The sequence below is a fragment of the Tenacibaculum sp. MAR_2010_89 genome (assembly GCF_900105985.1).
Lineage (GTDB): Bacteria > Bacteroidota > Bacteroidia > Flavobacteriales > Flavobacteriaceae > Polaribacter > Polaribacter halocynthiae.
Genome location: NZ_FNUB01000005.1, coordinates 3,120,836 through 3,143,479 on the forward strand (window position 1 = coordinate 3,120,836; position 22,644 = coordinate 3,143,479).

Annotated in this window: 23 protein-coding genes; 9 read left to right on the forward strand and 14 right to left on the reverse strand. The window is 27.6% G+C overall.

The window, feature by feature from the left end:
- The first annotated feature begins 37 nt into the window (after positions 1 to 37).
- Positions 38 to 1,210: a nuclear transport factor 2 family protein gene (locus BLV71_RS18760; protein ID WP_218131778.1), complete on the forward strand. Its 1,173-nt coding sequence runs from the start codon at positions 38 to 40 to the stop codon at positions 1,208 to 1,210.
- Here BLV71_RS18760 and BLV71_RS17070 read toward each other — a convergent pair whose 3' ends face one another.
- Positions 1,211 to 1,624: a hypothetical protein gene (locus BLV71_RS17070; protein ID WP_093871713.1), complete on the reverse strand. Its 414-nt coding sequence runs from the start codon at positions 1,622 to 1,624 to the stop codon at positions 1,211 to 1,213.
- On the reverse strand, positions 1,611 to 2,195 hold the full coding sequence (locus BLV71_RS17075) for an RNA polymerase sigma factor (RefSeq protein ID WP_093871714.1): 585 nt from the start codon (positions 2,193 to 2,195) through the stop codon (positions 1,611 to 1,613). The genes BLV71_RS17070 and BLV71_RS17075 overlap by 14 nt, the downstream gene beginning before the upstream one ends.
- A 143-nt stretch (positions 2,196 to 2,338) precedes the next feature.
- On the opposite strand from BLV71_RS17075, the gene BLV71_RS17080 reads away from it, so the two are divergent.
- The 5 genes from BLV71_RS17080 (at position 2,339) to BLV71_RS17100 (ending at position 6,921) form a co-directional block, all read left to right on the forward strand.
- Positions 2,339 to 2,722 (forward strand): DUF6249 domain-containing protein, encoded by a 384-nt coding sequence (locus BLV71_RS17080; protein WP_093871715.1) that lies wholly within the window; start codon positions 2,339 to 2,341, stop codon positions 2,720 to 2,722.
- 94 nt (positions 2,723 to 2,816) lie between these two features.
- The gene (locus BLV71_RS17085; protein WP_093871716.1) at positions 2,817 to 4,142 is read left to right on the forward strand and encodes a hypothetical protein; all 1,326 of its coding nucleotides are present in this window, start codon (positions 2,817 to 2,819) and stop codon (positions 4,140 to 4,142) included.
- A 3-nt stretch (positions 4,143 to 4,145) separates the two neighbouring features.
- Complete coding sequence (locus BLV71_RS17090; protein WP_093871717.1) at positions 4,146 to 5,480, forward strand: M28 family peptidase; 1,335 nt, start codon at positions 4,146 to 4,148, stop codon at positions 5,478 to 5,480.
- Positions 5,474 to 6,040 carry a YdeI/OmpD-associated family protein gene (locus BLV71_RS17095; RefSeq protein WP_093871718.1) on the forward strand — a complete coding sequence of 189 codons (567 nt, stop codon included), beginning with the start codon at positions 5,474 to 5,476 and terminating at the stop codon, positions 6,038 to 6,040. Before BLV71_RS17090 ends, BLV71_RS17095 begins: the two co-directional genes overlap by 7 nt.
- Positions 6,040 to 6,921 carry a TIGR01777 family oxidoreductase gene (locus BLV71_RS17100; protein WP_093871719.1) on the forward strand — a complete coding sequence of 294 codons (882 nt, stop codon included), beginning with the start codon at positions 6,040 to 6,042 and terminating at the stop codon, positions 6,919 to 6,921. The genes BLV71_RS17095 and BLV71_RS17100 overlap by 1 nt, the downstream gene beginning before the upstream one ends.
- A gap of 12 nt (positions 6,922 to 6,933) precedes the next feature.
- Here BLV71_RS17100 and BLV71_RS17105 read toward each other — a convergent pair whose 3' ends face one another.
- The 8 genes from BLV71_RS17105 to BLV71_RS17140 form a co-directional block, all read right to left on the reverse strand.
- Complete coding sequence (locus BLV71_RS17105; RefSeq protein WP_093871720.1) at positions 6,934 to 7,137, reverse strand: YwbE family protein; 204 nt, start codon at positions 7,135 to 7,137, stop codon at positions 6,934 to 6,936.
- Between the two features lie 55 nt (positions 7,138 to 7,192).
- On the reverse strand, positions 7,193 to 7,642 hold the full coding sequence (locus BLV71_RS17110; RefSeq protein ID WP_093871721.1) for a YybH family protein: 450 nt from the start codon (positions 7,640 to 7,642) through the stop codon (positions 7,193 to 7,195).
- Between the two features lie 5 nt (positions 7,643 to 7,647).
- Positions 7,648 to 8,076 (reverse strand): nuclear transport factor 2 family protein, encoded by a 429-nt coding sequence (locus tag BLV71_RS17115; protein WP_093871722.1) that lies wholly within the window; start codon positions 8,074 to 8,076, stop codon positions 7,648 to 7,650.
- Between the two features lie 32 nt (positions 8,077 to 8,108).
- The gene (locus BLV71_RS17120) at positions 8,109 to 8,855 is read right to left on the reverse strand and encodes a type 1 glutamine amidotransferase domain-containing protein (RefSeq protein ID WP_093871723.1); all 747 of its coding nucleotides are present in this window, start codon (positions 8,853 to 8,855) and stop codon (positions 8,109 to 8,111) included.
- 90 nt (positions 8,856 to 8,945) lie between these two features.
- Complete coding sequence (locus tag BLV71_RS17125) at positions 8,946 to 9,986, reverse strand: helix-turn-helix domain-containing protein (RefSeq protein ID WP_093871724.1); 1,041 nt, start codon at positions 9,984 to 9,986, stop codon at positions 8,946 to 8,948.
- Between the two features lie 136 nt (positions 9,987 to 10,122).
- Entirely contained in the window at positions 10,123 to 11,247 is a 1,125-nt protein-coding gene (locus tag BLV71_RS17130) for a nuclear transport factor 2 family protein (RefSeq protein WP_093871725.1), read from the reverse strand.
- A 101-nt stretch (positions 11,248 to 11,348) separates the two neighbouring features.
- A complete protein-coding gene (locus BLV71_RS17135; RefSeq protein ID WP_093871726.1) occupies positions 11,349 to 12,389 on the reverse strand; it encodes a helix-turn-helix domain-containing protein in 1,041 nt (346 codons plus the stop codon).
- Positions 12,390 to 12,468: 79 nt separating this feature from the next.
- Positions 12,469 to 14,628 (reverse strand): DUF5916 domain-containing protein, encoded by a 2,160-nt coding sequence (locus BLV71_RS17140; RefSeq protein WP_093871727.1) that lies wholly within the window; start codon positions 14,626 to 14,628, stop codon positions 12,469 to 12,471.
- 503 nt (positions 14,629 to 15,131) lie between these two features.
- Here BLV71_RS17140 and BLV71_RS17145 point away from each other — a divergent pair.
- Positions 15,132 to 15,908, forward strand: a complete 777-nt coding sequence (locus BLV71_RS17145; protein ID WP_176974432.1) for a sensor histidine kinase — start codon at positions 15,132 to 15,134, stop codon at positions 15,906 to 15,908.
- Positions 15,908 to 16,609: a LytR/AlgR family response regulator transcription factor gene (locus BLV71_RS17150; RefSeq protein ID WP_093871729.1), complete on the forward strand. Its 702-nt coding sequence runs from the start codon at positions 15,908 to 15,910 to the stop codon at positions 16,607 to 16,609. The genes BLV71_RS17145 and BLV71_RS17150 overlap by 1 nt, the downstream gene beginning before the upstream one ends.
- A 51-nt stretch (positions 16,610 to 16,660) precedes the next feature.
- Here the strand turns inward: BLV71_RS17150 and BLV71_RS17155 are convergent, their stop codons facing one another.
- Positions 16,661 to 17,395: a DUF6263 family protein gene (locus tag BLV71_RS17155; protein WP_093871730.1), complete on the reverse strand. Its 735-nt coding sequence runs from the start codon at positions 17,393 to 17,395 to the stop codon at positions 16,661 to 16,663.
- Positions 17,396 to 17,603: 208 nt separating this feature from the next.
- Between BLV71_RS17155 and BLV71_RS17160 the strand changes: the two genes are divergently transcribed.
- Entirely contained in the window at positions 17,604 to 19,604 is a 2,001-nt protein-coding gene (locus tag BLV71_RS17160) for an alpha-ketoacid dehydrogenase subunit alpha/beta (RefSeq protein WP_093871731.1), read from the forward strand.
- A 76-nt stretch (positions 19,605 to 19,680) separates the two neighbouring features.
- Here BLV71_RS17160 and BLV71_RS17165 read toward each other — a convergent pair whose 3' ends face one another.
- From BLV71_RS17165 to BLV71_RS17175, 3 genes are all read right to left on the reverse strand, one after another.
- A complete protein-coding gene (locus tag BLV71_RS17165; protein ID WP_093871732.1) occupies positions 19,681 to 20,982 on the reverse strand; it encodes a dihydrolipoamide acetyltransferase family protein in 1,302 nt (433 codons plus the stop codon).
- Between the two features lie 295 nt (positions 20,983 to 21,277).
- Entirely contained in the window at positions 21,278 to 21,835 is a 558-nt protein-coding gene (locus BLV71_RS17170; RefSeq protein ID WP_113787441.1) for a hypothetical protein, read from the reverse strand.
- 106 nt (positions 21,836 to 21,941) lie between these two features.
- Positions 21,942 to 22,643, reverse strand: coding sequence for a response regulator transcription factor (locus BLV71_RS17175; protein ID WP_093871734.1), 702 nt, complete (start codon positions 22,641 to 22,643; stop codon positions 21,942 to 21,944).
- Between the last annotated feature and the right edge of the window lies 1 nt (position 22,644).

The window sequence follows — 22,644 nt, forward strand, 5'->3', positions numbered from 1 at the left end:
GATTTTTTAGTACTTTGGTAGTTTAATAAACTACATCATGAAAAATTTATTTGCTTTTTTATTTATATCCTCTATTTCATTTGCACAAACAAACACGGAAATTCATTTATTTGATATAAAGGAAGTAAATGGAAATTGGATTGCTACAAATGCGAAAAACATTTCAAATAATGATGGTTATGATAGTCAACCTCACTTTTACAATAATAATACTATTTTATTTTCTTCTAATAGAAATGGAGAAATTGACATTGCTAAATACGATGTAATTTCTGGTAGTAAAACTTTTATCAGCAATACCCCAAACGGAGGTGAATATTCACCTCAACGAATTCCTTATTCAAAAAACATTTCAGCTGTTAGATTAGACAAAAATGGTAAGCAACGTTTTTATAAGTATGATATTAATACTGGAGAAAACTCAGAATTAATCAAAGATTTAGTAATCGCTTACCCTGTTTGGCTTGATAAAAACACGTTGATTTCATCAGTTATTGTAAATGATACCCTTGAACTTTTTATAAGTAATTTAAATACTAAAACAAATCATTCTATCACAAAACAAGTTGGACGCTCACTTCATAAAATACCAAACTCTAATTCGGTTAGTTTTATGAAAAAAAACAAAGATAAATGGGAAGCTTGGTCATTAGATCCAGAAACAAAAGAAACGAAAAAAATCACAAATACTGGAACTACTGAAGATGTATGCTGGTTACCTGATGGTACACTATTAATACCTTACCAAAAAACTATTTATAAATTCAATCCTAAAAAAGATAAAAGAGGTTCTTTGTTTTATAAATTCAAAGATGAAAATATTAATAACATTTCAAGAATTACAGTAAATAAAAATGGTACAAAACTAGCTATTGTTGCTGAAGTATCACCTAGAGCATTGGCACAAGAACAACTAGAAGGGTATAACAAAAGAGATATTGAAGCTTTTTTAAAACCCTATGCAAAAAACGTTAAGGTATACACATACCCTAATAAACTAAGCTATGAAGGAATAGATGAAATGCGAAAAAGGTATGCTCCAATGTTTGAAAAAACAAAAGACTTACATTGTAAAATAACAAGTAGAATTGTAAAAGGAAATGTAGTTATTGATGAAGAACTAGTTACTGCTAATGGAAATACTTTTAAAGCATTAGCAATTTATGAAATAAAAAATGGCAAGATTAGCATTGTTCGCTTTGTTAGATAACTACATATTTATTTTTCTGGTAAAATACCCTTTTAGAAAATAAATTTGAACAAAAATCATTAATGTAAATAAGAAACATGTATACAAAATTGTATTTGAAATTGTAATTCCTTCAAATAATTTAGGTAATTGAATTGCATCTGTAAAATTCAAATTTACTTTCGGCATTTTAACCCAACCTAATGATGTTCCCCTTGAAACATACAGTATAGAAGTTACCAAAACAGCACTTAAAAGAAACCACACTTTTTTAGATATTAAAGGCGTTGCTTTATAGATATCTGCCTTTTTAGTTTCTAAAATAGCATTCATTATATTTGCCGTAAAATCAGTTGAAGGAGATTCTTCCTTTATTTCTTTAATATATTTTTTCGCAAATATATCTAACTCTTCTATATGCTTATTTTCTCCCATAATGATTTATTAATTCTGGTTCAACTCTTTTTTCTACTATAGTTAATAACCTTTTTCTTGCTCTATGTAATTTAACCTTCACATTTGCTTCTGATAAGTCAGTAATATCTATAATCTCTTTCAAACTTAATTCTTCAAAATAAAACAACCAAATAACTGAACGTTCATCTTCAGGTAGCTCAATCAAACATTTATTAATAATTTCGGCACGTTCTTTTCTTTCAATTGAATCTAAAACTCCTTCTGTTGATTTTATTTTATTAATTGTTATTTCATCAATCGTTCCAGTTTGATACTTTTTACTATTCTTTTTAATACTATCCAAACATGTTCTATATGCTATCTTATACAACCATGTTGAAAATTTGGCATCTCCTTTAAACTTGTCTATATTTTTATATGCCTTTATAAAAGTATCTTGAGAAATTTCTTCTGCCTCTTCTCTACTCTTCAGCATTTTTAATGCCAAAGTAAATACCATTATTTTATACTTTTCTACTAAAAAAGCAAAAGCATTTGCATCTCCTTTGAGAATTTGATTAATATAGATTTGGTCGTTTTTAATAGTCATTATATCTTTTGACTGTACCTTTCAAAAAAAGGTTACAGTTTTTTTGAAAAAATATTTTTTTTATTTTTTTGTAACCTTTTTTAAAACATCACAGTCATACCTTTCAAACACATTAAAAATAATCATTTAAATATAATAATAGTATGGAAGCAGCAATAGTATTTATGTTCTTATTCGCAGTAATTTTTGGAATTTTTTATTTATTCTATTCAACAAGAAATAAAGAACGTTTAGCATTAATAGAAAAAGGTGTAGATGCCAAAATTTTTATGCAAGGAGAAAGAAAACGTTCAACCTTAACTGGTAGAGTTATTATTTTAAATTTAGCCTTATTAGCTATGGGAATTGGTGTTGGTGTGCTATTAGGAGCCATTTTAAGCTCTAGTTTTGGTTATAGTGGTTCATGGGCAGATCGCCCAAGTAATGCTATTGATTCAGAAGTATTCTTTATCTCATCAATTTTTCTTTGCGCTGGAGCAGCTTTATTTATTGGATTTAACTTAACTAAAAAAATAGAAAACGAATAAAATAATTTCATGTAGTAAAAACGCAACCACTTCCTTTTGAAGTGGTTTTTTTCTTTTAAAAAAGGCTGTATATTTATAACATAAATAACAAGCTATGAGTAGAGACTATAAGAGTTCTGTTTTTAAAGATTTACTAGATCGTTTACAACAAGATAGCTGGCAATTAGAGTTATTAATTTCTGGTTTTGCTATTTTTGGTTTGTTTACTGCTTTTCCTCATGTAAAAACTGCTTTAGAAATAGCAGAGAACGACAAGAACATTTATTCTTTTATTATTTTAATTGTTGCTTTAGTAGCTTGCTATATTCTTATATTTAACTTACTTGTTCATGTAATATTACGAGGTTTATGGATTGGAGCTTTAGGCTTACGGTATATTTCTGGAGATATTGATTTTGAAGAATTAAACTACCATAATCGTTTCACTAAATATTTAAAAAAGAAAATCATTTCTTTTGATAAATATGTCGCTTCATTAGAAAATTATTGTAGTGTATTATTTGCTGCTTCTTTTTTATTGATTTTTTATGTAATTTCAATTACAATAATTGTAGTAGCATTTATTATTATTGCAACCTATATAATTTCTAACGATAATTTACCTAAAGATCTTAGAACTTTTATTGGGGCTACCTTAATGATAATTCTAAGTATTGGATCAATTTTAATGTTTATTGATTTTATTACCCAAGGATATTTAAAAAAGAAAAAATGGTTATCTAAAATATATTTCCCTTTTTATTGGGTATTCAGTTTTCTAACTCTTTCTTTCCTATATAGGCCTTTAGTTTATAATTTTTTAGATAACAAATTCACTAAAAGACTTAGCATTTTTCTAATTCCAATATATATAGTAATATCTATATTTAATTCAGTAAAATATCAAAAATCAAATTATATAAACAGTACTAAATACAACTCCAATTTATATATTGATGATAGAGAATATGAAAATTTAAGAATTAAGGAAAATGATTTTGTAAGAGTTGCTAGTATTCAATCGAAAGTAATAACAGATCCATTCATTAAGTTTTTTAAAGTTTTTAATGATAATGTTGAAGATAGAATTTATGCTTTCAACCCTACTTTAAAACCTTTAGAAGATAATAGAGGTTTTAAAACTGGTATTCGTATTTATAATAACAAATCTATTTCAAGAAAAAAAAGAGATAGTTTGGCTATTAAATATATAGAAACAATTAATAAAATGTATATCATTAAAATAGATACTACAGAATATAAACCTGATTTTTTAATAAGTCGTAACAAACAAAATCAAGTTGGTTTTGAAACTTACTTACCTACTAAAGAACTTAATGAAGGTAAACATATTTTAAGACTGAAACGAAAGCTAATAAAAAAACAAGATACTTTAAAAATTTTAGAGTTAACTATACCCTTTTGGTATTTTAAACAATAAATCATGAAAAAAATAGTACTCATATTAATATTTCTATCAACAACTATTAACGCACAAACTGATTCTAAAATTTACGACATCATTAATAATGTTTCTGCAAATAGAATAAAAAAAGACATAAAAACTCTTACGGAATTTGGAACTAGAAATACTTTTAGTGATACTATTTCAAATACTCGCGGTATTGGAGCTGCTCGTCGTTGGATAAAAGCACAGTTTGAAACTATTTCAAAAAACTGTAATAATTGCTTAACCACTTTTTATCAAAAAGATTTCGTTACTAAAAAAGGGAACAGACGTGTACCGCATGATGCTTGGGTAGTAAATGTTGTAGCTATACAAAAAGGTACAAAGTATCCTAATAGGTATATTATTATGAGTGGAGATATCGATTCACGTGCAAGTAACACAATGGATTTCACTACTGATGCTCCAGGTGCTAATGATAATGCTTCAGGTATGGCTGGAACTATTGAAGTCGCGAGGGTATTATCTAACTATAAATTTGAAAGTAGTATTGTTTATGTAGGTTTATCGGGTGAAGAGCAAGGGCTATTTGGAGGTGCTGGATTAGCTAAATATGCTAAAGAGAAACAATGGGATATTGTAGGTGTTTTAAATAATGATATGATTGGTAATATTAAAGGTGTTGATGGTGTTATTGATAATCGAAGTTTTAGAATATTTTCAGAACCAGTACCTGCAAATGAAACAGAAAGACAACGTAGAGCTAGACGTTTTTATGGTGGCGAAGTAGATGGGATTTCAAGACAATTAGCAAGATATATTTATAAAACTACTAAAACATATATGCCAGAAATGAACCCTATGATGATTTATCGCCTAGATAGATTTGGTAGAGGAGGTCATCACAGACCTTTTAACGATTTAGGCTTTGCTGGAATTAGAATTATGGAGGCTCATGAAAACTATACGCAACAACATCAAGATATAAGAACTGAAAACGGAATTAAATATGGTGATACTTTTGAACATGTTAATTTTGAGTATGCTAAAAAACTAACAGCTGTAAATGCAATTACTATGGCTAGTTTGGCCTTGTCTCCTCCTAGTCCAAAAAATGTAGGAATTGGTGGTATTGTAGAAGCCTCAGTAAAATTACAATGGGATAAAGTAGAAGGAGCTAAAGGTTATAAAATTTATTGGAGAGACACTACTTCACCTACTTGGGATCATAGTAGGTATGTAGGTAATGTTAATCGGTTTTTATTAGAAGGGATTGTTATTGATAATTTTTTATTTGGAATTGTAGCAGTTGGTAAAAATGGACATGAAAGTATTGTTTCATTTCCTTCAAAGATTTTTAGAAAATGGTAGAAAAACCATTATTATATTTTAAAACTGACTCCGAATGGCGTAGTTGGTTATTTGAAAACCATACTAAAAGTACCGGTATATATCTCATTTTATATAAAATAGAAACTAAAATACCAAGTATGCGCTGGGAAGAAGCCGTAAAAGTTGCCCTATGTTTTGGTTGGATTGATTCTACCGTTAAAAGTTTAGGCAATGGTAAGAGACAGCAATACTTTTGCCCTAGGAAACCCAAAAGTGTTTGGAGTAAACTAAATAAATCTTACATAAAGGAACTGGTTAATAATAATCAAATGCACTCATCTGGGTTACAAAAAATCAAAATTGCAAAAAGTAACGGATCCTGGGAAGCACTAGATGATATTGATAATTTAATTATTCCTACTGATTTACAAATTGAGTTTGATAAAAATAATAAAGCCTTTAATAATTATCTAAACTTCGCTCCTTCTTATAAAAAAAACTATTTATATTGGTTACATCAAGCTAAAAGAGAAATAACACGTCAAAAAAGAATTACGGAGATAATACAATTTTGTGAAGCTAACAAAAAGCAACGATAATGACTAAAATATTGATAACTGGTGGTACTGGTTTAGTAGGTAAACATTTACAAGAAGTTTTAAAAAAGAATAATCATGAAGTTTCAATACTAACTAGAACTCCTAAAAAGAGTAATGAATTTCGTTGGAATATAAAAGAAGGGTATATTGATGAAAAAGCTTTTGAAAATATTACACATATTATTCATTTAGCCGGCGCAGGAATTGCTGATAAAAGATGGTCAAAAAAACGTAAAGAAGAATTAATTGATAGTAGAATTCAATCTGCTAATTTACTATTTGAATATAGTAAAAAGTTGAATATTCAATTAGAAGGATTTATTTCAGCTTCTGGTATCGGTTATTATGGAGCTATAACTTCTCAATCTATTTTTAAAGAAACTGATGCTCCTGAAAACGATTTCATTTCAAAAATTTGTATTCAATGGGAAAAAGCTGCCTTACAATTTAAAACTCTTGAAATACCTGTTACTATTTTACGTACCAGTATTGTCTTAACAAAAACTGGAGGCGCTTTAAATAAAATAAACACACCACTATTTTTAGCCGAATTAGGTAACGGAAAACAATATATGCCTTGGATTCATATTGAAGATTTATGTGCTCTATATGTAAAAGCAGTTAATAATAATACCTTTACTGGTATATTTAATGCGTCTGCTCCTGAGCATCATACTAATACTTCTTTTACAAAAACATTAGCAAAAGTAACTCGTAAACTATTATTACCTTTTAGTATTCCTTCTTTTATTTTGAACCTTATTTTGGGCGAACTTTCTGTCATTCTTTTAAAAGGAAGTAAAATTTCTACCGAAAAAACATCACAATTTTATTCGTTTAAATTTGAAAAATTGAACAATGCTTTAGATGATTTATTATAAAGAAGAAAGTTATTACTCTTCTTCTATAACATTTTTAACTCTTCCAACAATACCAGATTCTAACTGTACTTTTATTCCGTGTGGATGATTTGGTGATTTTGTTAATAATCTACTTACAATACCTTCCGTTAACTCTCCAGTTCTTTGATGATTTTTCTGTACTACTTCAACAATACTACCAATCTGAATATTTTTTCTATTTCTACCGTCTTTCATATGATTCTTTTACTTTACAAAAGTAAAAGAATCAGTGACAAACTATTAAATAAAGTTATAAACTATTCCAAATATCAAGATATATCTTCCAATTTCCCGCTACTTTTTTCCAAACGATTACATATTTTCCTTTCCAGCTAGTTTTCTTTCCATCTTTTTTAACTGTAGTTCCTTCATATATACCATAATCATATGCTGTATTTTTAACTATTCGTATTTCATGTTGCGTTATCTTATGTTGTATTGTTTTAATACCTTCTGGAAGTGTCCAATACTTTACTATTGCTTTTTTCCCTTCTAATATGTTACCCCTTTGAGGAAATATTTTTGCATCTGTAGTATAGCACTCTCCAATCATTTTGTAATTAGACGTATTTACATATTTAGAAAAGTTTTTAGTGTTTTCTAAAATTTGTTTAATCTGTTTTTCTTTTCCAATATATGTTTGGCTATTTGCTACGTTGATAGAAAGAAAAAGTAAGAATATATATATTAATAGTCGCATTGTATTTATTTATTTGATGTTTTTGGCTTTCTATTAAATATCTTATTTACTACTTTCCATTCCCCATCTATCTTTAATAAATTCATATAATCTATAAATGTAAATGATGGATATTCAATTTCTAATTTTGCATTTGCTGTATTTCCAGAAACATTTATATAGGAAATTTGTGTTTTTCTATTTTGCTTAGGCCCTTTTTTTATTACTCTTTTAAAAAAACTTAGTGCATTTACTTCTTTATATATTCCCTTTGAAACAAATTTCATAGTTGCATCTTCATGAAATGCTTTTTTTAAAGTTTCAAAATCGTTATTTGTTCCTCCTTCTAAATAATAAGAAACTGTCTTTTCTACAAGCTTGTAATCCGATTCTTGTGCAAAGCTATTCATTGAACAGATGGTACAAAGTACTATTATGATAATTCTTTTTTTCATATTTAAATTGTTTTAATTTTTATTAAAGTATATTATTTTTCTAATAATTCTATCACTTTTTGAGCTACCGATACTGTAGCCGAAGGATCTTGACCTGTAATTAATCTTCCATCAACTACATAATTATTATCCCATCCTTTTTTAGAATATGTAAATCTCCCTCCATTTGCAACTATACTTTCTTCTATAGAAAAAGGAAATGTTTTATAATAAGAAGCTGTTTTATTTTCAAAAATTTCAGGAAAACCGTTTACTTCTTTCCCTGCGTACAAAAACGTTCCATTAGATAATTTTAAATTTACAATTCCGGCAGTGCCATGACAAATTGCAGATACAATACCTTTCTTTTCATAAATAGTTCTTGAAAGGTTTTGAATTCCTTTATTTTCGGGTACTCCAAACATAGCTGAACCACCACCACTATAATAAACAGCCTTATAGTTGATTTCAACAACACCTTCTGGAACTAATGTGTTCTTAAGTAAATTCATGAAATCTGAATCATATAAATACTTTTTTTGAATAGAATCAGATGTCTTTATATAACCGATAGGAATCGCACCTCCTTTAGGGCTTACAAAATCTACTTTATAACCTTTCTTCTTAAAAACATTATATGCCAAAACAATTTCAGAGAAATGATTAGCAGCATTTAATTTTGTATTTCCATATGTATGTTGATTTGATACTATAAAAAGTATTTTCCCTTTTTCATTTATTGATGTTTTACACCCTAGTAAAATCAGAATAATTAATAACGAAAAGATTGTTTTTTGCATACTGCCTTAATTTATCGCAATATGCATTCTTTCCTATAAAAAAAGGTTTTCAATTATAAATCCGAACTACCACTATGCAAACAAGAACTTTTAATTTTTACTATTTTCTTTTTTATATTTAGCTGGTGTAGTTCCTGTTACCTTTTTAAAAGTTGTGAAAAAGGTAGATTTAGAGTTAAATCCGCAATCATATCCAATTGTTTCAATTGTATATATTTTCTCAGATACTAATAACTGTTTTGCTTCTTCTATTCTAAGTTCATTTATAAATAAAGAAAATGATTTTCCTAAATTATCATTTAGAAGTTGTGACAATTGATGAGTTGGGATTTTTAGTTTTTTAGCAATCTCTGATATTTTTAAATCAGGATTTTTAAACAATTTTTCTTCTTTAATAACTGCTAATTTTTTAATTATTGGTTTAACTTCTTCTTCATCAAACTTTTTATTTTCATATTTAATTTTTTCTTCAAAAAACAAAGTGCTTTTATTTCTTTTAAATACCCATAATAATAGTAAAAGATAAAAAACAAATGAAAATGACAATGCCCCTACAATGTATGATGTAAAAGATCCTATATTATAGGATAACCATATTACTAATACGCCTATAAAAATACTTAATAACCATATTTCAATTTCTTTAAGTTTAATCGACTTATTAAATACATTTTTTATAATATACTTTAATTCTATTCCTGTTAAAAGAATATAAATTAACCATTGTATATAAATAATTTTAACAATAAATCGTGACCATAATTTTCTATGCTCTAAATAAGGATACAGTACTCCTAAAACTATTAAAACAATAGTAAATGGAATAATATGCAACCTCCATTTTTTAGTTTTGCTTTCTTTTATTAAGGAAGTTATATACAAATACAAAGCAGGACCAATTAAAACACATGCTGAGAGCCCTATTTGTATAAAAACACTTGACAGATTTGGATTAAAATATAAAAAAACCGATTTGATAATTCGTATACTTAAAACAAATAATAATAATGATAAAAAGTAATTTGAAAACTTCTTGTGTTTTGTTGAATACGCAAAATAAACACTTAATAGAAATCCATTAAATGCTCCTAAAGCACTAAAAAAGAATAATAATTGACGTTCAAAATCCATTAATGCTAAAGTAAAAAACGTTTGGTATTTACCATAGTATTCCTACAATTAAAATTGAACTAGTATATTAATACACTCTATTTTATTTAAACTATAGCATAAATAAAATAGAGCATTGATTAAAGTAATACCAAGACTATTTCATAGTTGCATTTATTATTTCAATTGTTTTTAATGAAACTCCCTTTGACGATAAATAATTTTGCCCAGTTATTAACCTTCCATCTACTTCAACATGAGCTTTCCCTGGTTTAGAAAATTGAAATTTCCCACCTCTTTTCTCAATCGTTTGTTTAATTAAAAAAGGAAAAGTTTTAAAATAATCTTTAGTTTTATTTTCATAATCGTCTGGATATCCGCTAACATTTTTACCATCTACTAAATATTTCCCATCTTTAGTTTTTAAATTAATAATACCTGCTGTACCATGGCATACTGAAGAAACAATTCCTTTATGCTTCTCATAAATTTCCATTACAATACTTTGTATCTCTTTATTTTCTGGAACACCAAACATAGCACCACCTCCTCCGATGTATTGAACCGCTTTATATTTTGAAGCATTAATTTCTGAAGGTGATTTTGTGTTTTTTAAAGCATTCATAAAATTAGAATCGTATAAATATTTTTTACTCTCACTATCTGAAGTATTAATATATGCTAAAGGGACTGCTCCTCCTTTTGGACTTAAAAAATCAACAGTGTATCCAGCTTTTTTAAAAACATCATAGGCATTTACAATTTCTGAAAAGCTATTACCCGTTTTTAATTTTGTATCTCCATAAAAATGAGCGTTTGAAACAACAAATAAAACAGCCTTTTCTTCTGGATCATCAACCTTTGTTGCTGTTTTACTAATAATTTTCCAATTACCATTAGTTTTCTTTAGCAAGAATAAATCAATATAAACCCATTTCCTTCCTGGCCCAGCTATTTCAACTTTAGCTGTTGCTATATCTTTCACTACCTCTACAGATAATATTTTACCATCACGTCCATTAAATTTTCCTTTTATTGAATTTTTAAAAAAACCAGTATACTCCTTTGGAGTATAAACCTTAAAACCATCTCTTCCTGTAAGGTATAAAGTTGCATTTTCAGCAAAAGCACTTTCTAATAACTTTAATTTATTATAAGAACTTCCTTCAATATAGTTTTGTAATGTTTTCTTTACAAGTAAATTTTCTGTTTCTGTTTCTGTTTGCGCTTGTAGTATTTGAAATACTAAAAATAATACTACTAACAAGGTGTATTTTTTCATGACTCTAATTTTAGATTTTCAACAAACCTAAATAGAGAACCCTAAAAATTGGTTATAAGTTATAATTCAAGTGTCCAGAATTATAATTTTGGAATAAAAAATCACAAAAATTCCTTTTTATATTCTGATGGTGTTTTACCGGTAACCCTTTTAAACGTTGCGTAAAAAGTAGATTTAGAACTAAATCCAGCTTCAAAGCCTATGGCTTCTAAAGTTATTTTAGTTTCTTCTTTCAATAACTTTTTGGCTTCCTTAATTCGGTATTCATTTATGAATAATGCAAAGCTTTTTCCTAAATTATCATTCAACAATTGTGATAATTTATGTGAAGTAATATTCAATTCTTTTGCTATATCTTTTAATTTAATATTACTATTCTTATAAAATTGTTTTTTCTTTATTACCTCATGTAACTCTATAATCAGGCTTTCAGCTTCATTATTATCAATTTTCTTTGATACATATTTCTTAGGAATATCTTTGAAAATAGTCTCTCTATTTTTTTTTGACATAAAAAAGAAAAGCAGTCCATAAAAAACTAACGAGAAAACTAATGTTCCCAAAAAATACATCCAAAAATAACCAATTAAATAAGCTAAATAAATTAATACATTCCCTAGAAAAACAGCAACCAACCATAATTCAGAAGTGGAATATTTTAAACTTTTACTGAATATTTTTTTATAGATATTTTTTAAAACAAACCCAGAAAACAATATATATATTCCCCAAATCGTGTAAATAACTGTTACAAAATCTCTCCAAAACTCTATGTTTGTCCTATAAGGTTTAAGCAACCCAATAATAACGACAATAAAAAAGAGACTAAAAACATGTACTTTCCATGCAGTAGGTATTTTCTTTTTGTTTTCTACAGAGGATTTTAAATAATAAAATAACGAAACTCCAATTAAAAAACATGCTGAAAGACCTATTTGCATTATTAATAAATCTTTGGTTTCACTAAAAAGAGAGTATACTGATTTTCCTATCCTAATAGATAACATTAAAACTAGAAATCCAAATAATGTATTTTGTGTTCGCTTTGGTTTCCCCAAAAACAAAAAATATACACTTACAAGAAATCCATTAAAAACTCCTAGTGAGCATAAAAAAAACAAGATTGAATTATCAAAAGTCATTTAATGTTATTTATTATGCTTTCAAAAATAACAAAAACACTTGATGCTCTCAAGTGTTTTATTAACCTAAAATTTTTAATTAAAAATCAAATCTATAATTCATTTTAAAAGCTACTCCCCAATTGGTTCTAGTAATAGTTTTATTAAAATTATCGGTTACTACCAAATACACATACGATAATGGTTTATACTCCCATTGTAACCTGCTGCTCACATTAAAATTATCTCGCTGTGTGTTATACTGAACATACGTTGTCCAATTTAACCGATTATTAAAAAATACTTCACCTGTAAATCGAGTTAAATGAAAGGTTTCTTTTCCTAATAAATCTAAATCTATTTTATTAACATCGTAGTTGAATTGTAAATTTGCAAAAGGTAGTAGTTGATAGTTTAAATAGGCACCTGCAGCTACTCTACTTCCTGTATAGTAATTTCCTTTTTGTACATTAAAACGATATCTAAATCTTTGATTATTTGCTGAATTATACCCTATCTTTAGAATACCGTAATTATATGTACCTGGTATTAATGCATTTCCATTACCTAATGGATCAAAACCGTATTTTAAATCAACATAATCATGTTTAAAAACATAATATAAAGCTGATAAGTTTTTAAAAAATAGAGCCCCATTTAAAAAGTGTGATGACTGACTTACAGTTCCACTTTCATTAAAATAAGTATTGTTATTATAATTTAAATAACGAATGGAATTTAACGCTTTAGAGTTTTCATAAAATTTTTCAAACCTAACACTTCCTGTTGTCTGGGTATATCCTTCTCTAATTACTATATTATTTACCGCATCAAAATTATATAACCTTGGAGTAAATCCAACATCAGTAATATAATTTTTACCTACATTTTTCATTGCTGCACTCCAACTAAAACCTCTTTTATTAAACCATATCCCAGCATTATAAAAGTTATTATCTCCAGAAACATCATCATTAAAACTCTTCCCAAAATTTGCTATTCCAGTCCATTTATTATTATCTGATTTATAATTCACATTAACTCCTGCAACTCGATTATAATCGTCTATAAATTCAAAACCTGCTGTTTCTTGTCTATTAATAAAAAAACCTGTAGCTGTAAAATTTTTAGACAATTGTTGTTCAGCTACAATAGCCCCATAGTTTTGAGATTGAACACTATTTTCTTTTTCAGTTTGAACATTTAAAACTCCAATTCTTGTTTTAGATGAAACATTACCAGATAATTTTAATCCAAATTGAATTGGACTTTTTGAGCCTATACGCCTTGAATAAAAAGGATTAACCCCACTTACCCCCAAATTTGAAAACAAATCAGCATTCTCAAGGAAAAAGTTACGTCTTTCAGGGAAATTCACTGCAAAACGAGTAAAATTTGTTACCTGCTGATCTACATCGATTTGGGAAAAATCAGGATTTATAGTAGCATCAAATTTTAGTGATGAAGTTATATTATACTGTACATCTAAACTTGGCTTATATGTAGTATTACTAGTATTATTTTTAACATCATTTTGATTATTGATTGTTAAAGAAGGTGTAGCAGTAAAGCGTGATGGAGATATTTTCGGCAAGTGTTCAATGGTAAATTTTTCAGTAAATCGTAAATCAAATAAACGATAATTCCTTTTCACATTTTTTAAAATAGTCCATGAATTAATTTTAATATCTCTCACATAAAATTGAATTCCAAAAACAGTATTATTTTTATTAAAATTTAAAGACTTCAAGGGGATTGCTATCTCATATTGCTTTTGTTTTCCATTCATAAAAGCTTTTGCTTTCCATACAGTACTCCAACTTGTACTAAAATCATACCCTTCATTTACACGTTCAACAATTCCATCAATTTGTGTACTGTAGCTATTTACTGAAAAATAATATGCGTTTTGTTGTTGATTTTGTGTATCTAAAACCATAGCAAATCCATCACTCAAACCTATAGGAGTATCGCGTTTTAATGAACTTACTTGTGTTTTTGGTGTACTATCATTATAAATTAAACTCACAAATAAATATTCTCCATTATGAAACATTTTTACTGATGTTTGATTCTTTGCTAAACCAACATCAGTAGGCGCATAATTATAAAATCCTGTATATGCAGTCAATTTATTCCAAGTTTTCTCATTTAATTTACCATCAATTTTAATTTTAGTATCTATAAATTTAATAATTGGCTGTTGAGAAAAACTATTTACTATGAAGCTTAATAGTAATAAAGTTAGAAAATTTTTCATTTTTATATTTTAAGTTTCATCAAAAGTATTATTGTTACTAACATCTCATAAAATAAGTAGACAAACTCAGCTTTAACGCAACTAGAAAGTGCTTTTAGTTTCAAATTTTATTTTATCCTCATAAACTACCTATACAACATCTTCAAACCCTATTTCGGCAATTTTAATGGTGAAATAGAAGCTATAATTGTATTTTAGCTAACTGTATGATTATTTTTAAAAACAAATATCTTTTTTCTAGTACCGTATTTTTTAAACATATATTGTTTTGGTTATGTGTGCTCTTTTATTTTATGTTCTCCTCAAACATTACCAACTTTGGCGGAGGATATATCCAATTATTTCATTCTACATTAAAAATTTTAATTCCTCAAATAATTACTGCTTATACTTGTTTGTTTGTTTTAGTTCCTAGGTTTTTGAACACAAAAAAAACAACACTTTTTATAATTTTGGTGGTACTTTTATTAATATTTATGTATGGGTTTTATCTGTTTTTACATATGTTTTTATATGAACCTAAATACATACAGTTTTATAATGAAATTGCTAAAAAATATGCTGAAGAAACATACTTTGAACGGCTTTTAAGTTTTTCAGCTTTTTTAAGTAAGTCTATAAAATTCTTAACTCCTGCTACATTATTATTAATGGCTAGTTTTTATAAGAATCAACAAAAACTATTAATTTTAAATGAACAAAAAAAGACTGCTGAATTAACAGCCTTAAAACATCAATTAAACCCGCATTTTTTATTCAACACATTAAATAATCTATATACTTTAGCTTTAAAAAAATCAGATCAAACCCCTGAAGTTATTGAACGATTATCTGATATTTTAGACTATATGTTATATCGTTGTAATGATACTTTTGTCTCGCTTCAAAAAGAAATTGAACTTATTGAAAATTACCTATCTTTAGAAAAAGTTAGGTATGGAAAACGAGTGCAAATTTCTTTTGAAAGAAATATTCAGCAAGATGTTAAAATTGCTCCATTGTTATTACTTACTTTTATTGAAAACTCTTTTAAACATGGCGTAAGTCAAGAGCTAAATGAAGCTTTCATTACAATTAATATCAGTCTTAAAAACAATCAAATTATTTTTAACATTAAAAATTCTAAACCAACTGTTAGTTTAGAAAAAAACACTGAAAATTGTATTGGATTAAAAAATATAAAAAAGCAATTAGAATTGATTTATCCTGATAATTTCGATTTAGATATAGAAAATACTACAAAATTTTATACCGTAACATTAAAACTACTAGCTAAATAATGATTTATAAATGTTTAATTATTGATGATGAAGAATTAGCTAGAGAATTAATAGAAACTCACATATCTCAGTTAACAGATTTTGAATTAGTTACTTCTTGTGCAAGTGCTATTGAAGCAAGTAGTATTTTACAACAAGAAACTATCGATTTGCTTTTTTTAGATATAGAAATGCCAGTTTTAAAAGGAACTGATTTTTTTAAAAACCTAATACAAAAGCCTAAAGTAATTTTCACTACTGCATATCGAGATTATGCTCTAGATGGTTTTGAATTAAACGCCGTTGATTATTTATTAAAACCTATTACTTTTTCTCGTTTTTTTAAAGCTATTGAAAAGTTTAAATCAATACATTCTACTGGTAAACAAACATCTATAAATATTTCACCATCAACAACTAATGACTATATTTTTGTTACTAAAAACAGAAAAAAAATAAAAATTATTTTTACTGATATATTATACATAGAAAGTTTAAAAGATTATGTGAAAATTCATTTAGAAAATGAGTTTCATACTGTAAAATTTAGTATTTCAGCTTTTGAAAAAGAACTAGACAATAGATTTGTTCGTATTCATCGTTCTTATATTGTAAACCGTAATAAAATTACTGCTTATACAAAAAACGATGTTGAAATTAATGCTATTGAAATTCCTATTAGTGATAATTATAAAGAAAACATACTCGATATTTTAAAATAAAAAACTCAGGATATTCTCCTGAGTTTTTTTAATATTTTATAATTTGCCCTACTAGTTCTTAGTCATTGTTAAAACCATAGTAGTTTTAAGATCTTGCCCTTGTACTTTCATTGTCATATCAATTTTAGACTCTGTAGGTACTCCAGATTTTTTATCAACAGTCATTGTTCCTATAATATCTCCTAATGCCATTCCTTTAACTTTACCCGTTACATCTAATAATACAGTTTTACTTGTAATAGATTTCACTTTATAAACAAAGTTAAAATCCATTCCCTTACTATTTTTAGACATATTCCAAGTATCACCAACAGCAACTGCATTTTCAGGATATACAACATTACTTGATTGATTTGCTAAATCACTTGTTCCTGGAATATTAGGCTCTACTTTTGATTCTAATACTTTTCCTAAGTTATTACCTTTCATAGTTATAACTGCCTGCAACATAGGATCCATTTGAGACTTCATCATTTTACCAGTATCATCTAAGTCTTCTGCTTTTTTTGAAGAATCATAAGACATTGGCATACCTTGCTGTATCATATTCATTACCACTTTGGTAATTTTCATTTCACTAGTATATTCAGAATTAGAAACACTTTTTATGTCTTGCTTCATTTCAATATTCATGTTCATTGACATTACTGTTCCCATATTTTGAGACATTTTCATGTCCATAACATAGCTATCTCCTTTTTCATAATTTAAACGCAGTAATACTTTCTCTTGCGCTAATGTTATTGTGCTTACAAACAATAATAAAGCGATAATTTTTTTAGTCATTTTAATAGTTTTTTGTGGTGTACGAATATACGTAAATAATATTTTTTTCAAACGAGTATCAAATCGTAAATCACTATTTTTTAATCATTATTTTTAACAGTGTCATAAAAAAAACTATTTAAATTTAAAAAATTCTCAAATAAGCCTTTGATTCTATCTTTTTTTTAGTCACTTTTGACTATTCCTTAATCTATTTTAAATTTTTAAAATGAATACTAATACTAAAACCACAATGCTTTATAATAAAGGTTCACTTCAAAACGAGACATTGATTGACCTTTACAAAAGAATGTTATTACCAAGAATGATAGAAGAGAAAATGTTAATTCTTTTACGTCAAGGGAAAATATCAAAATGGTTTAGTGGTATTGGGCAAGAAGCCATTTCTGTTGGGGTAACTTATTCTTTAAATAAAGATGAATATATTTTACCAATGCATAGAAATTTAGGCGTTTTTACCACTCGGGATATACCTTTAAATAGATTATTTTCTCAATGGCAAGGTAAAGCAAATGGTTTTACAAAAGGAAGAGATCGAAGTTTTCATTTTGGTACTCAAGAATATAATATTATTGGAATGATTTCTCATTTAGGGCCTCAATTAGGAGTTGCTGATGGAATAGCTTTAGCCAATAAACTGAAAAATAACAATCATGCTTGTGCCGTTTTTTGTGGTGATGGTGGTACAAGTGAAGGTGATTTTCATGAAGCTTTAAACGTTGCTTCTGTATGGAGTTTACCCGTTTTATTTTGTATTGAAAATAATGGTTATGGACTTTCTACTCCTACTTCAGAGCAGTATAATTGTGAACATATAGCTGATAAAGGTATTGGTTATGGTATGGAATCACATATTATAGATGGTAATAATATTTTAGAGGTTTATACTAAAGTTTCTGAATTAGCAGAAAGTATTAGAAATAACCCAAGACCAATTTTATTAGAATTCAAAACTTTTAGAATGCGAGGTCATGAAGAAGCTAGTGGTACCAAATATGTTCCTACAGAATTAATGGACGCATGGGCTGTTAAAGACCCTTTAGATAACTATAGAGAATATTTAATTACTAATGGTATTTTAACTAATACTATAGATGAAGAATTTAGAAATGAAATAAAAAACAACATCAATGAAAATCTTAAGGCTACTTTTGAAGAAGATGTTATTTCATCAACAATAGAAAAAGAATTAAATGATGTTTACCAAAAAACTGAATACAAGCATGTTTCTGAAAACTCAGAAACTGAAAACATACGTTTAATAGATGCCATTTCAAAAGGGTTAAAACAGGCTATGGAACAAAACGATTCCATTGTTGTTATGGGGCAAGATGTTGCTGAATATGGTGGTGTTTTTAAAATTACAGAAGGTTTTATTGAGCTTTTTGGTAAAGAACGAGTTCGAAATACTCCTATTTGTGAATCTGCTATAGTCTCTGCTGCATATGGATTAGCTATTAATGGAATGAAAGCTGTAATGGAAATGCAATTTGCAGATTTTGTTTCTACTGGATTTAATCCAATAGTAAACTTATTAGCTAAATCTCACTATCGCTGGAATCAAAAAGCCGATGTTGTTATACGAATGCCTTGTGGAGCTGGTGTAGGTGCAGGCCCTTTTCATTCACAATCAAATGAAGCTTGGTTTACAAAAACACCTGGTTTAAAAGTTGTTTACCCAGCTTTTCCTTATGATGCAAAAGGTTTATTAACAACCGCTATTAACGATCCAAATCCTGTATTGTTTTTTGAACACAAAGGTTTATATAGAACTATTTACCAAGACGTTCCTACTGATTATTACACACTTCCTATTGGCAAAGCTTCTTTATTAAAAGAAGGTAAAGATGTTACTATTATTGCTTTTGGACTTGCATTACATTGGGCTTTAGAAACATTAAAAAAGGATCAAAATATTTCAGCAGATTTAATTGATTTAAGGTCTTTACAACCATTAGATACTGATACAATTTTTACTTCTGTTAAGAAAACTGGTAAAGTAATTATTCTTCAAGAAGATTCTTTATTTGGAAGTTTATCTGGAGAAATTTCTTCTCTAATTACAGAAAATTGTTTCAAATATTTAGATGCTCCGGTTAAACGTGTTGCTAGTTTAGACACTCCTATTCCTTTTGCTGGAAACCTAGAAAAAGAATACTTGCCAAAACATCGATTTGAAAATGAGCTTTCAGAATTATTAGCTTATTAGAATTCTTTTAAAAAATAATAATAAAAAAAGCTTAGTAATAATTACTAAGCTTTTTTTATTATTCCTGTATGAAGTATTATAAATCTTGATTCACATCCCAAGACTCTAATATTTCTTTTAATGTTTTTATAAACATACCACCTAAAGCTCCGTTAACTACTCTATGATCATAAGAATGTGATACAATCATTTTTTGACGAATACCAATGAAGTCTCCTTCAGGTGTTTCAACTACTGAAGGCATTTTTCTAATTGCTCCAAGTGCTAAAATAGCTACTTGAGGTTGATTAATAATTGGTGTTCCCATAATTGAACCAAAACCACCAACATTAGTTACAGTATAAGTTCCTCCTTGAATTTCATCTGGCTTTAACTTATTCGCTCTTGCTCTATTTGCTAAATCATTAACTTGTTTAGTCATTCCAACTAAATTTAATTGATCTGCATTTTTAATTACTGGTACAATTAAATTTCCATCAGGTAAAGCAGCAGCCATTCCTAAATTAACATTCCCTCTTTTTATAATTTTATCACCATCAACAGCGATATTAATCATAGGATGTTTTTTTATAGTTTGAGCTACAGCTTGCATAAAGATTGGAGTAAAGGTTAACTTTTCACCTTCTCTTTTTAAATAAGCATCTTTAACCTTATTTCTCCATTTTACAATATTAGTAACATCAATTTCAATAAAAGATTGAACATGAGCAGAAGTTTGAACTGAATCAACCATATGTTTAGCAATTAGCTTACCCATACGACTCATTTCAATAATTTGATCTTCTCCACTCATTGTTACTGGAGTAGAAGGAGTTTTCACTTCTTTAACTGCTACTGGTGCAGCTTCTTTCTTTTCAACTTTTTTAGGCTGATTTCCTCTATTTTCTAAATAAGACAGTATATCATTCTTTGTAACTCTCCCATCTTTTCCAGAACCGTTAATAGTATCAAGCTCATCGATAAGAATTCCTTCCTTTTGTGCTATATTTTTAACTAAAGGTGAGTAAAAACGGTCACTTGAAGTTGTATCTAAAGAAGTTGTAACAACTTCTTTTGCTACTTCTATACTCTTTTCAACTTCAACAACAGCTGCTTTTACATCTTCTTTAACTTCAGAATCAGATTCTCCACCATCACCTTCTGTTTCTATAATTGCAATTGTTTCTCCAACTTGAACAACTGTATCTTTGTCAAATAAAATTTCAATTAATTTACCTTCAACTTCACTTGGTACTTCACTGTCTACTTTATCGGTAGCTACTTCAACAACGGTATCATCTATTTCAATCGTTTCTCCTACTTCTTTTACCCAAGAGGTAATAGTTGCTTCGGCAACACTTTCGCCCATTTTAGGCAACTTCAATTCGTATTTAGCCATTGTTTGTCTATTTTGTGGATTGCGAAAGTACTAAAAATCGATGGTTTTTCATCATAAAAAATGCTAAAAAACAATTCTTAAGGATTAATTCATATTACATTATTACCAACAAAACAAACAAATTCAAACACATTCTATCTTCAAACACTTAAAAAAACTACTAATTTTACCATATTCTCAAAATAAAAACAACTATCGTTTTAATCCTTTATTCGTTTAATTTATGACGAATTTTATTTACAATAACATAAAAAACATCTTCATTCTGTTTATGATAAAACAACTTTTTATGCTATTATTGATTATTATTACGTTGAATCATACGTAATCTCTCTTCTGCTCTTTCTAATTCTCTTTTAGCTCGTCTTACATTTTCTCTTGCATGTTCCATACCATTAAATCCATTTCTTGATCTTGAATGCTTAGTTATTAACTTTTGTAAATCATTTCCTAAAGCTTTTATTTTCTTATACGAATATTGAGAAACCTCATTTTTGTATAAAAATATTTTCATTGTCTTTTTTCTAAGCGTACATTCAAAAACTAAAGAACCATTACTTTTTTTTGACCAAACATAATTACTTCCCTGTACTTTTAATTTATATCCTTTTAATTTTTCTTTTAAAAGATTTTGAATTTCATTTCTTTTAGATTTTTGAAATTTGGCTGTGAAATCGTAAGAATCATCAGAATTAGAAATACTTGTAGAGTTACTAATTGTTGTTGTAACATCTGTATGTCTATTTCCTGAATAACTACTATTTGATGGTGTAGGTGGCGTAGGAGGTGTTTGTGCAATTGTTGTAAATACGCTAGTAAACATGAACAAAAAAACTAAATGTGTAATCTTCATAATATGTTATTTTATAATTAATTAGATTACAAATGTAGATAGTGTTTTTAATCAAAAAGAATAAATAGTAACCATTAACCTATGATTAACCTTAAACACAGAAGCATTAACTTATCTTGAATTCTAACCCAATTCCTCTTGAACTTTCAATAGTAATGTTTGGATCCTTTTTAAAATATTTACGTAGTCTACTTATAAAAACGTCCATACTTCTACCAGAGAAAAAATCATCGTTTTTCCAAACAGCATTTAAAATTGCTTCTCTTTTTAAAAGTTGATTTTTGTGCTTAAATAAAAACAATATTAATTCAGTTTCTTTTTCTGTTAATTTTTGTATAGAATCATTAAAAGTCAATTCTAATCTTTGTGTATCAAAAGTATAAAAACCTATAAGCATTTTAGACTCGATATCTTTTTTTACTACTTTAGTATTTGTTCTTTTTAAGATATTATGTAATCGTAATACTAACTCATCTGCTTCAAAAGGTTTTACGATATAATCATCTGCCCCTAATTTTAATCCTTTTAGCTTATCTTCTTTCAACTTTCTTGCTGTTAAAAAAACAAAAGGTAACTCTGGAAACAACTTGGTAATATTTTCGGCTAAAGTAAAGCCATCCATTTTAGGCATCATTACATCTAATACACATATATTATAGATATTAGATTTGATATTGTTTAATGCCTCTTCTCCATCTTTAAACCAAGTAACGTTATATCCAGTAATTTCTAAATACTGTTTTAAAATATTTCCAAAATCGATATCATCTTCAACCAATAATACATGGTGCTTATTCTCTTCTTTCATT

What these genes read in the sequence shown, in the direction of transcription:
- BLV71_RS18760 (WP_218131778.1), top strand. Translation starts at nt 38, where the DNA reads ATGAAAAATTTATTTGCTTTTTTATTTATATCCTCTATTTCATTTGCA.
- BLV71_RS17070 (WP_093871713.1), bottom strand. Translation starts at nt 1,624, where the DNA reads ATGGGAGAAAATAAGCATATAGAAGAGTTAGATATATTTGCGAAAAAA.
- BLV71_RS17075 (WP_093871714.1), bottom strand. Translation starts at nt 2,195, where the DNA reads ATGACTATTAAAAACGACCAAATCTATATTAATCAAATTCTCAAAGGA.
- BLV71_RS17080 (WP_093871715.1), top strand. Translation starts at nt 2,339, where the DNA reads ATGGAAGCAGCAATAGTATTTATGTTCTTATTCGCAGTAATTTTTGGA.
- BLV71_RS17085 (WP_093871716.1), top strand. Translation starts at nt 2,817, where the DNA reads ATGAGTAGAGACTATAAGAGTTCTGTTTTTAAAGATTTACTAGATCGT.
- BLV71_RS17090 (WP_093871717.1), top strand. Translation starts at nt 4,146, where the DNA reads ATGAAAAAAATAGTACTCATATTAATATTTCTATCAACAACTATTAAC.
- BLV71_RS17095 (WP_093871718.1), top strand. Translation starts at nt 5,474, where the DNA reads ATGGTAGAAAAACCATTATTATATTTTAAAACTGACTCCGAATGGCGT.
- BLV71_RS17100 (WP_093871719.1), top strand. Translation starts at nt 6,040, where the DNA reads ATGACTAAAATATTGATAACTGGTGGTACTGGTTTAGTAGGTAAACAT.
- BLV71_RS17105 (WP_093871720.1), bottom strand. Translation starts at nt 7,137, where the DNA reads ATGAAAGACGGTAGAAATAGAAAAAATATTCAGATTGGTAGTATTGTT.
- BLV71_RS17110 (WP_093871721.1), bottom strand. Translation starts at nt 7,642, where the DNA reads ATGCGACTATTAATATATATATTCTTACTTTTTCTTTCTATCAACGTA.
- BLV71_RS17115 (WP_093871722.1), bottom strand. Translation starts at nt 8,076, where the DNA reads ATGAAAAAAAGAATTATCATAATAGTACTTTGTACCATCTGTTCAATG.
- BLV71_RS17120 (WP_093871723.1), bottom strand. Translation starts at nt 8,855, where the DNA reads ATGCAAAAAACAATCTTTTCGTTATTAATTATTCTGATTTTACTAGGG.
- BLV71_RS17125 (WP_093871724.1), bottom strand. Translation starts at nt 9,986, where the DNA reads ATGGATTTTGAACGTCAATTATTATTCTTTTTTAGTGCTTTAGGAGCA.
- BLV71_RS17130 (WP_093871725.1), bottom strand. Translation starts at nt 11,247, where the DNA reads ATGAAAAAATACACCTTGTTAGTAGTATTATTTTTAGTATTTCAAATA.
- BLV71_RS17135 (WP_093871726.1), bottom strand. Translation starts at nt 12,389, where the DNA reads ATGACTTTTGATAATTCAATCTTGTTTTTTTTATGCTCACTAGGAGTT.
- BLV71_RS17140 (WP_093871727.1), bottom strand. Translation starts at nt 14,628, where the DNA reads ATGAAAAATTTTCTAACTTTATTACTATTAAGCTTCATAGTAAATAGT.
- BLV71_RS17145 (WP_176974432.1), top strand. Translation starts at nt 15,132, where the DNA reads ATGTTTTTATATGAACCTAAATACATACAGTTTTATAATGAAATTGCT.
- BLV71_RS17150 (WP_093871729.1), top strand. Translation starts at nt 15,908, where the DNA reads ATGATTTATAAATGTTTAATTATTGATGATGAAGAATTAGCTAGAGAA.
- BLV71_RS17155 (WP_093871730.1), bottom strand. Translation starts at nt 17,395, where the DNA reads ATGACTAAAAAAATTATCGCTTTATTATTGTTTGTAAGCACAATAACA.
- BLV71_RS17160 (WP_093871731.1), top strand. Translation starts at nt 17,604, where the DNA reads ATGAATACTAATACTAAAACCACAATGCTTTATAATAAAGGTTCACTT.
- BLV71_RS17165 (WP_093871732.1), bottom strand. Translation starts at nt 20,982, where the DNA reads ATGGCTAAATACGAATTGAAGTTGCCTAAAATGGGCGAAAGTGTTGCC.
- BLV71_RS17170 (WP_113787441.1), bottom strand. Translation starts at nt 21,835, where the DNA reads ATGAAGATTACACATTTAGTTTTTTTGTTCATGTTTACTAGCGTATTT.
- BLV71_RS17175 (WP_093871734.1), bottom strand. Translation starts at nt 22,643, where the DNA reads ATGAAAGAAGAGAATAAGCACCATGTATTATTGGTTGAAGATGATATC.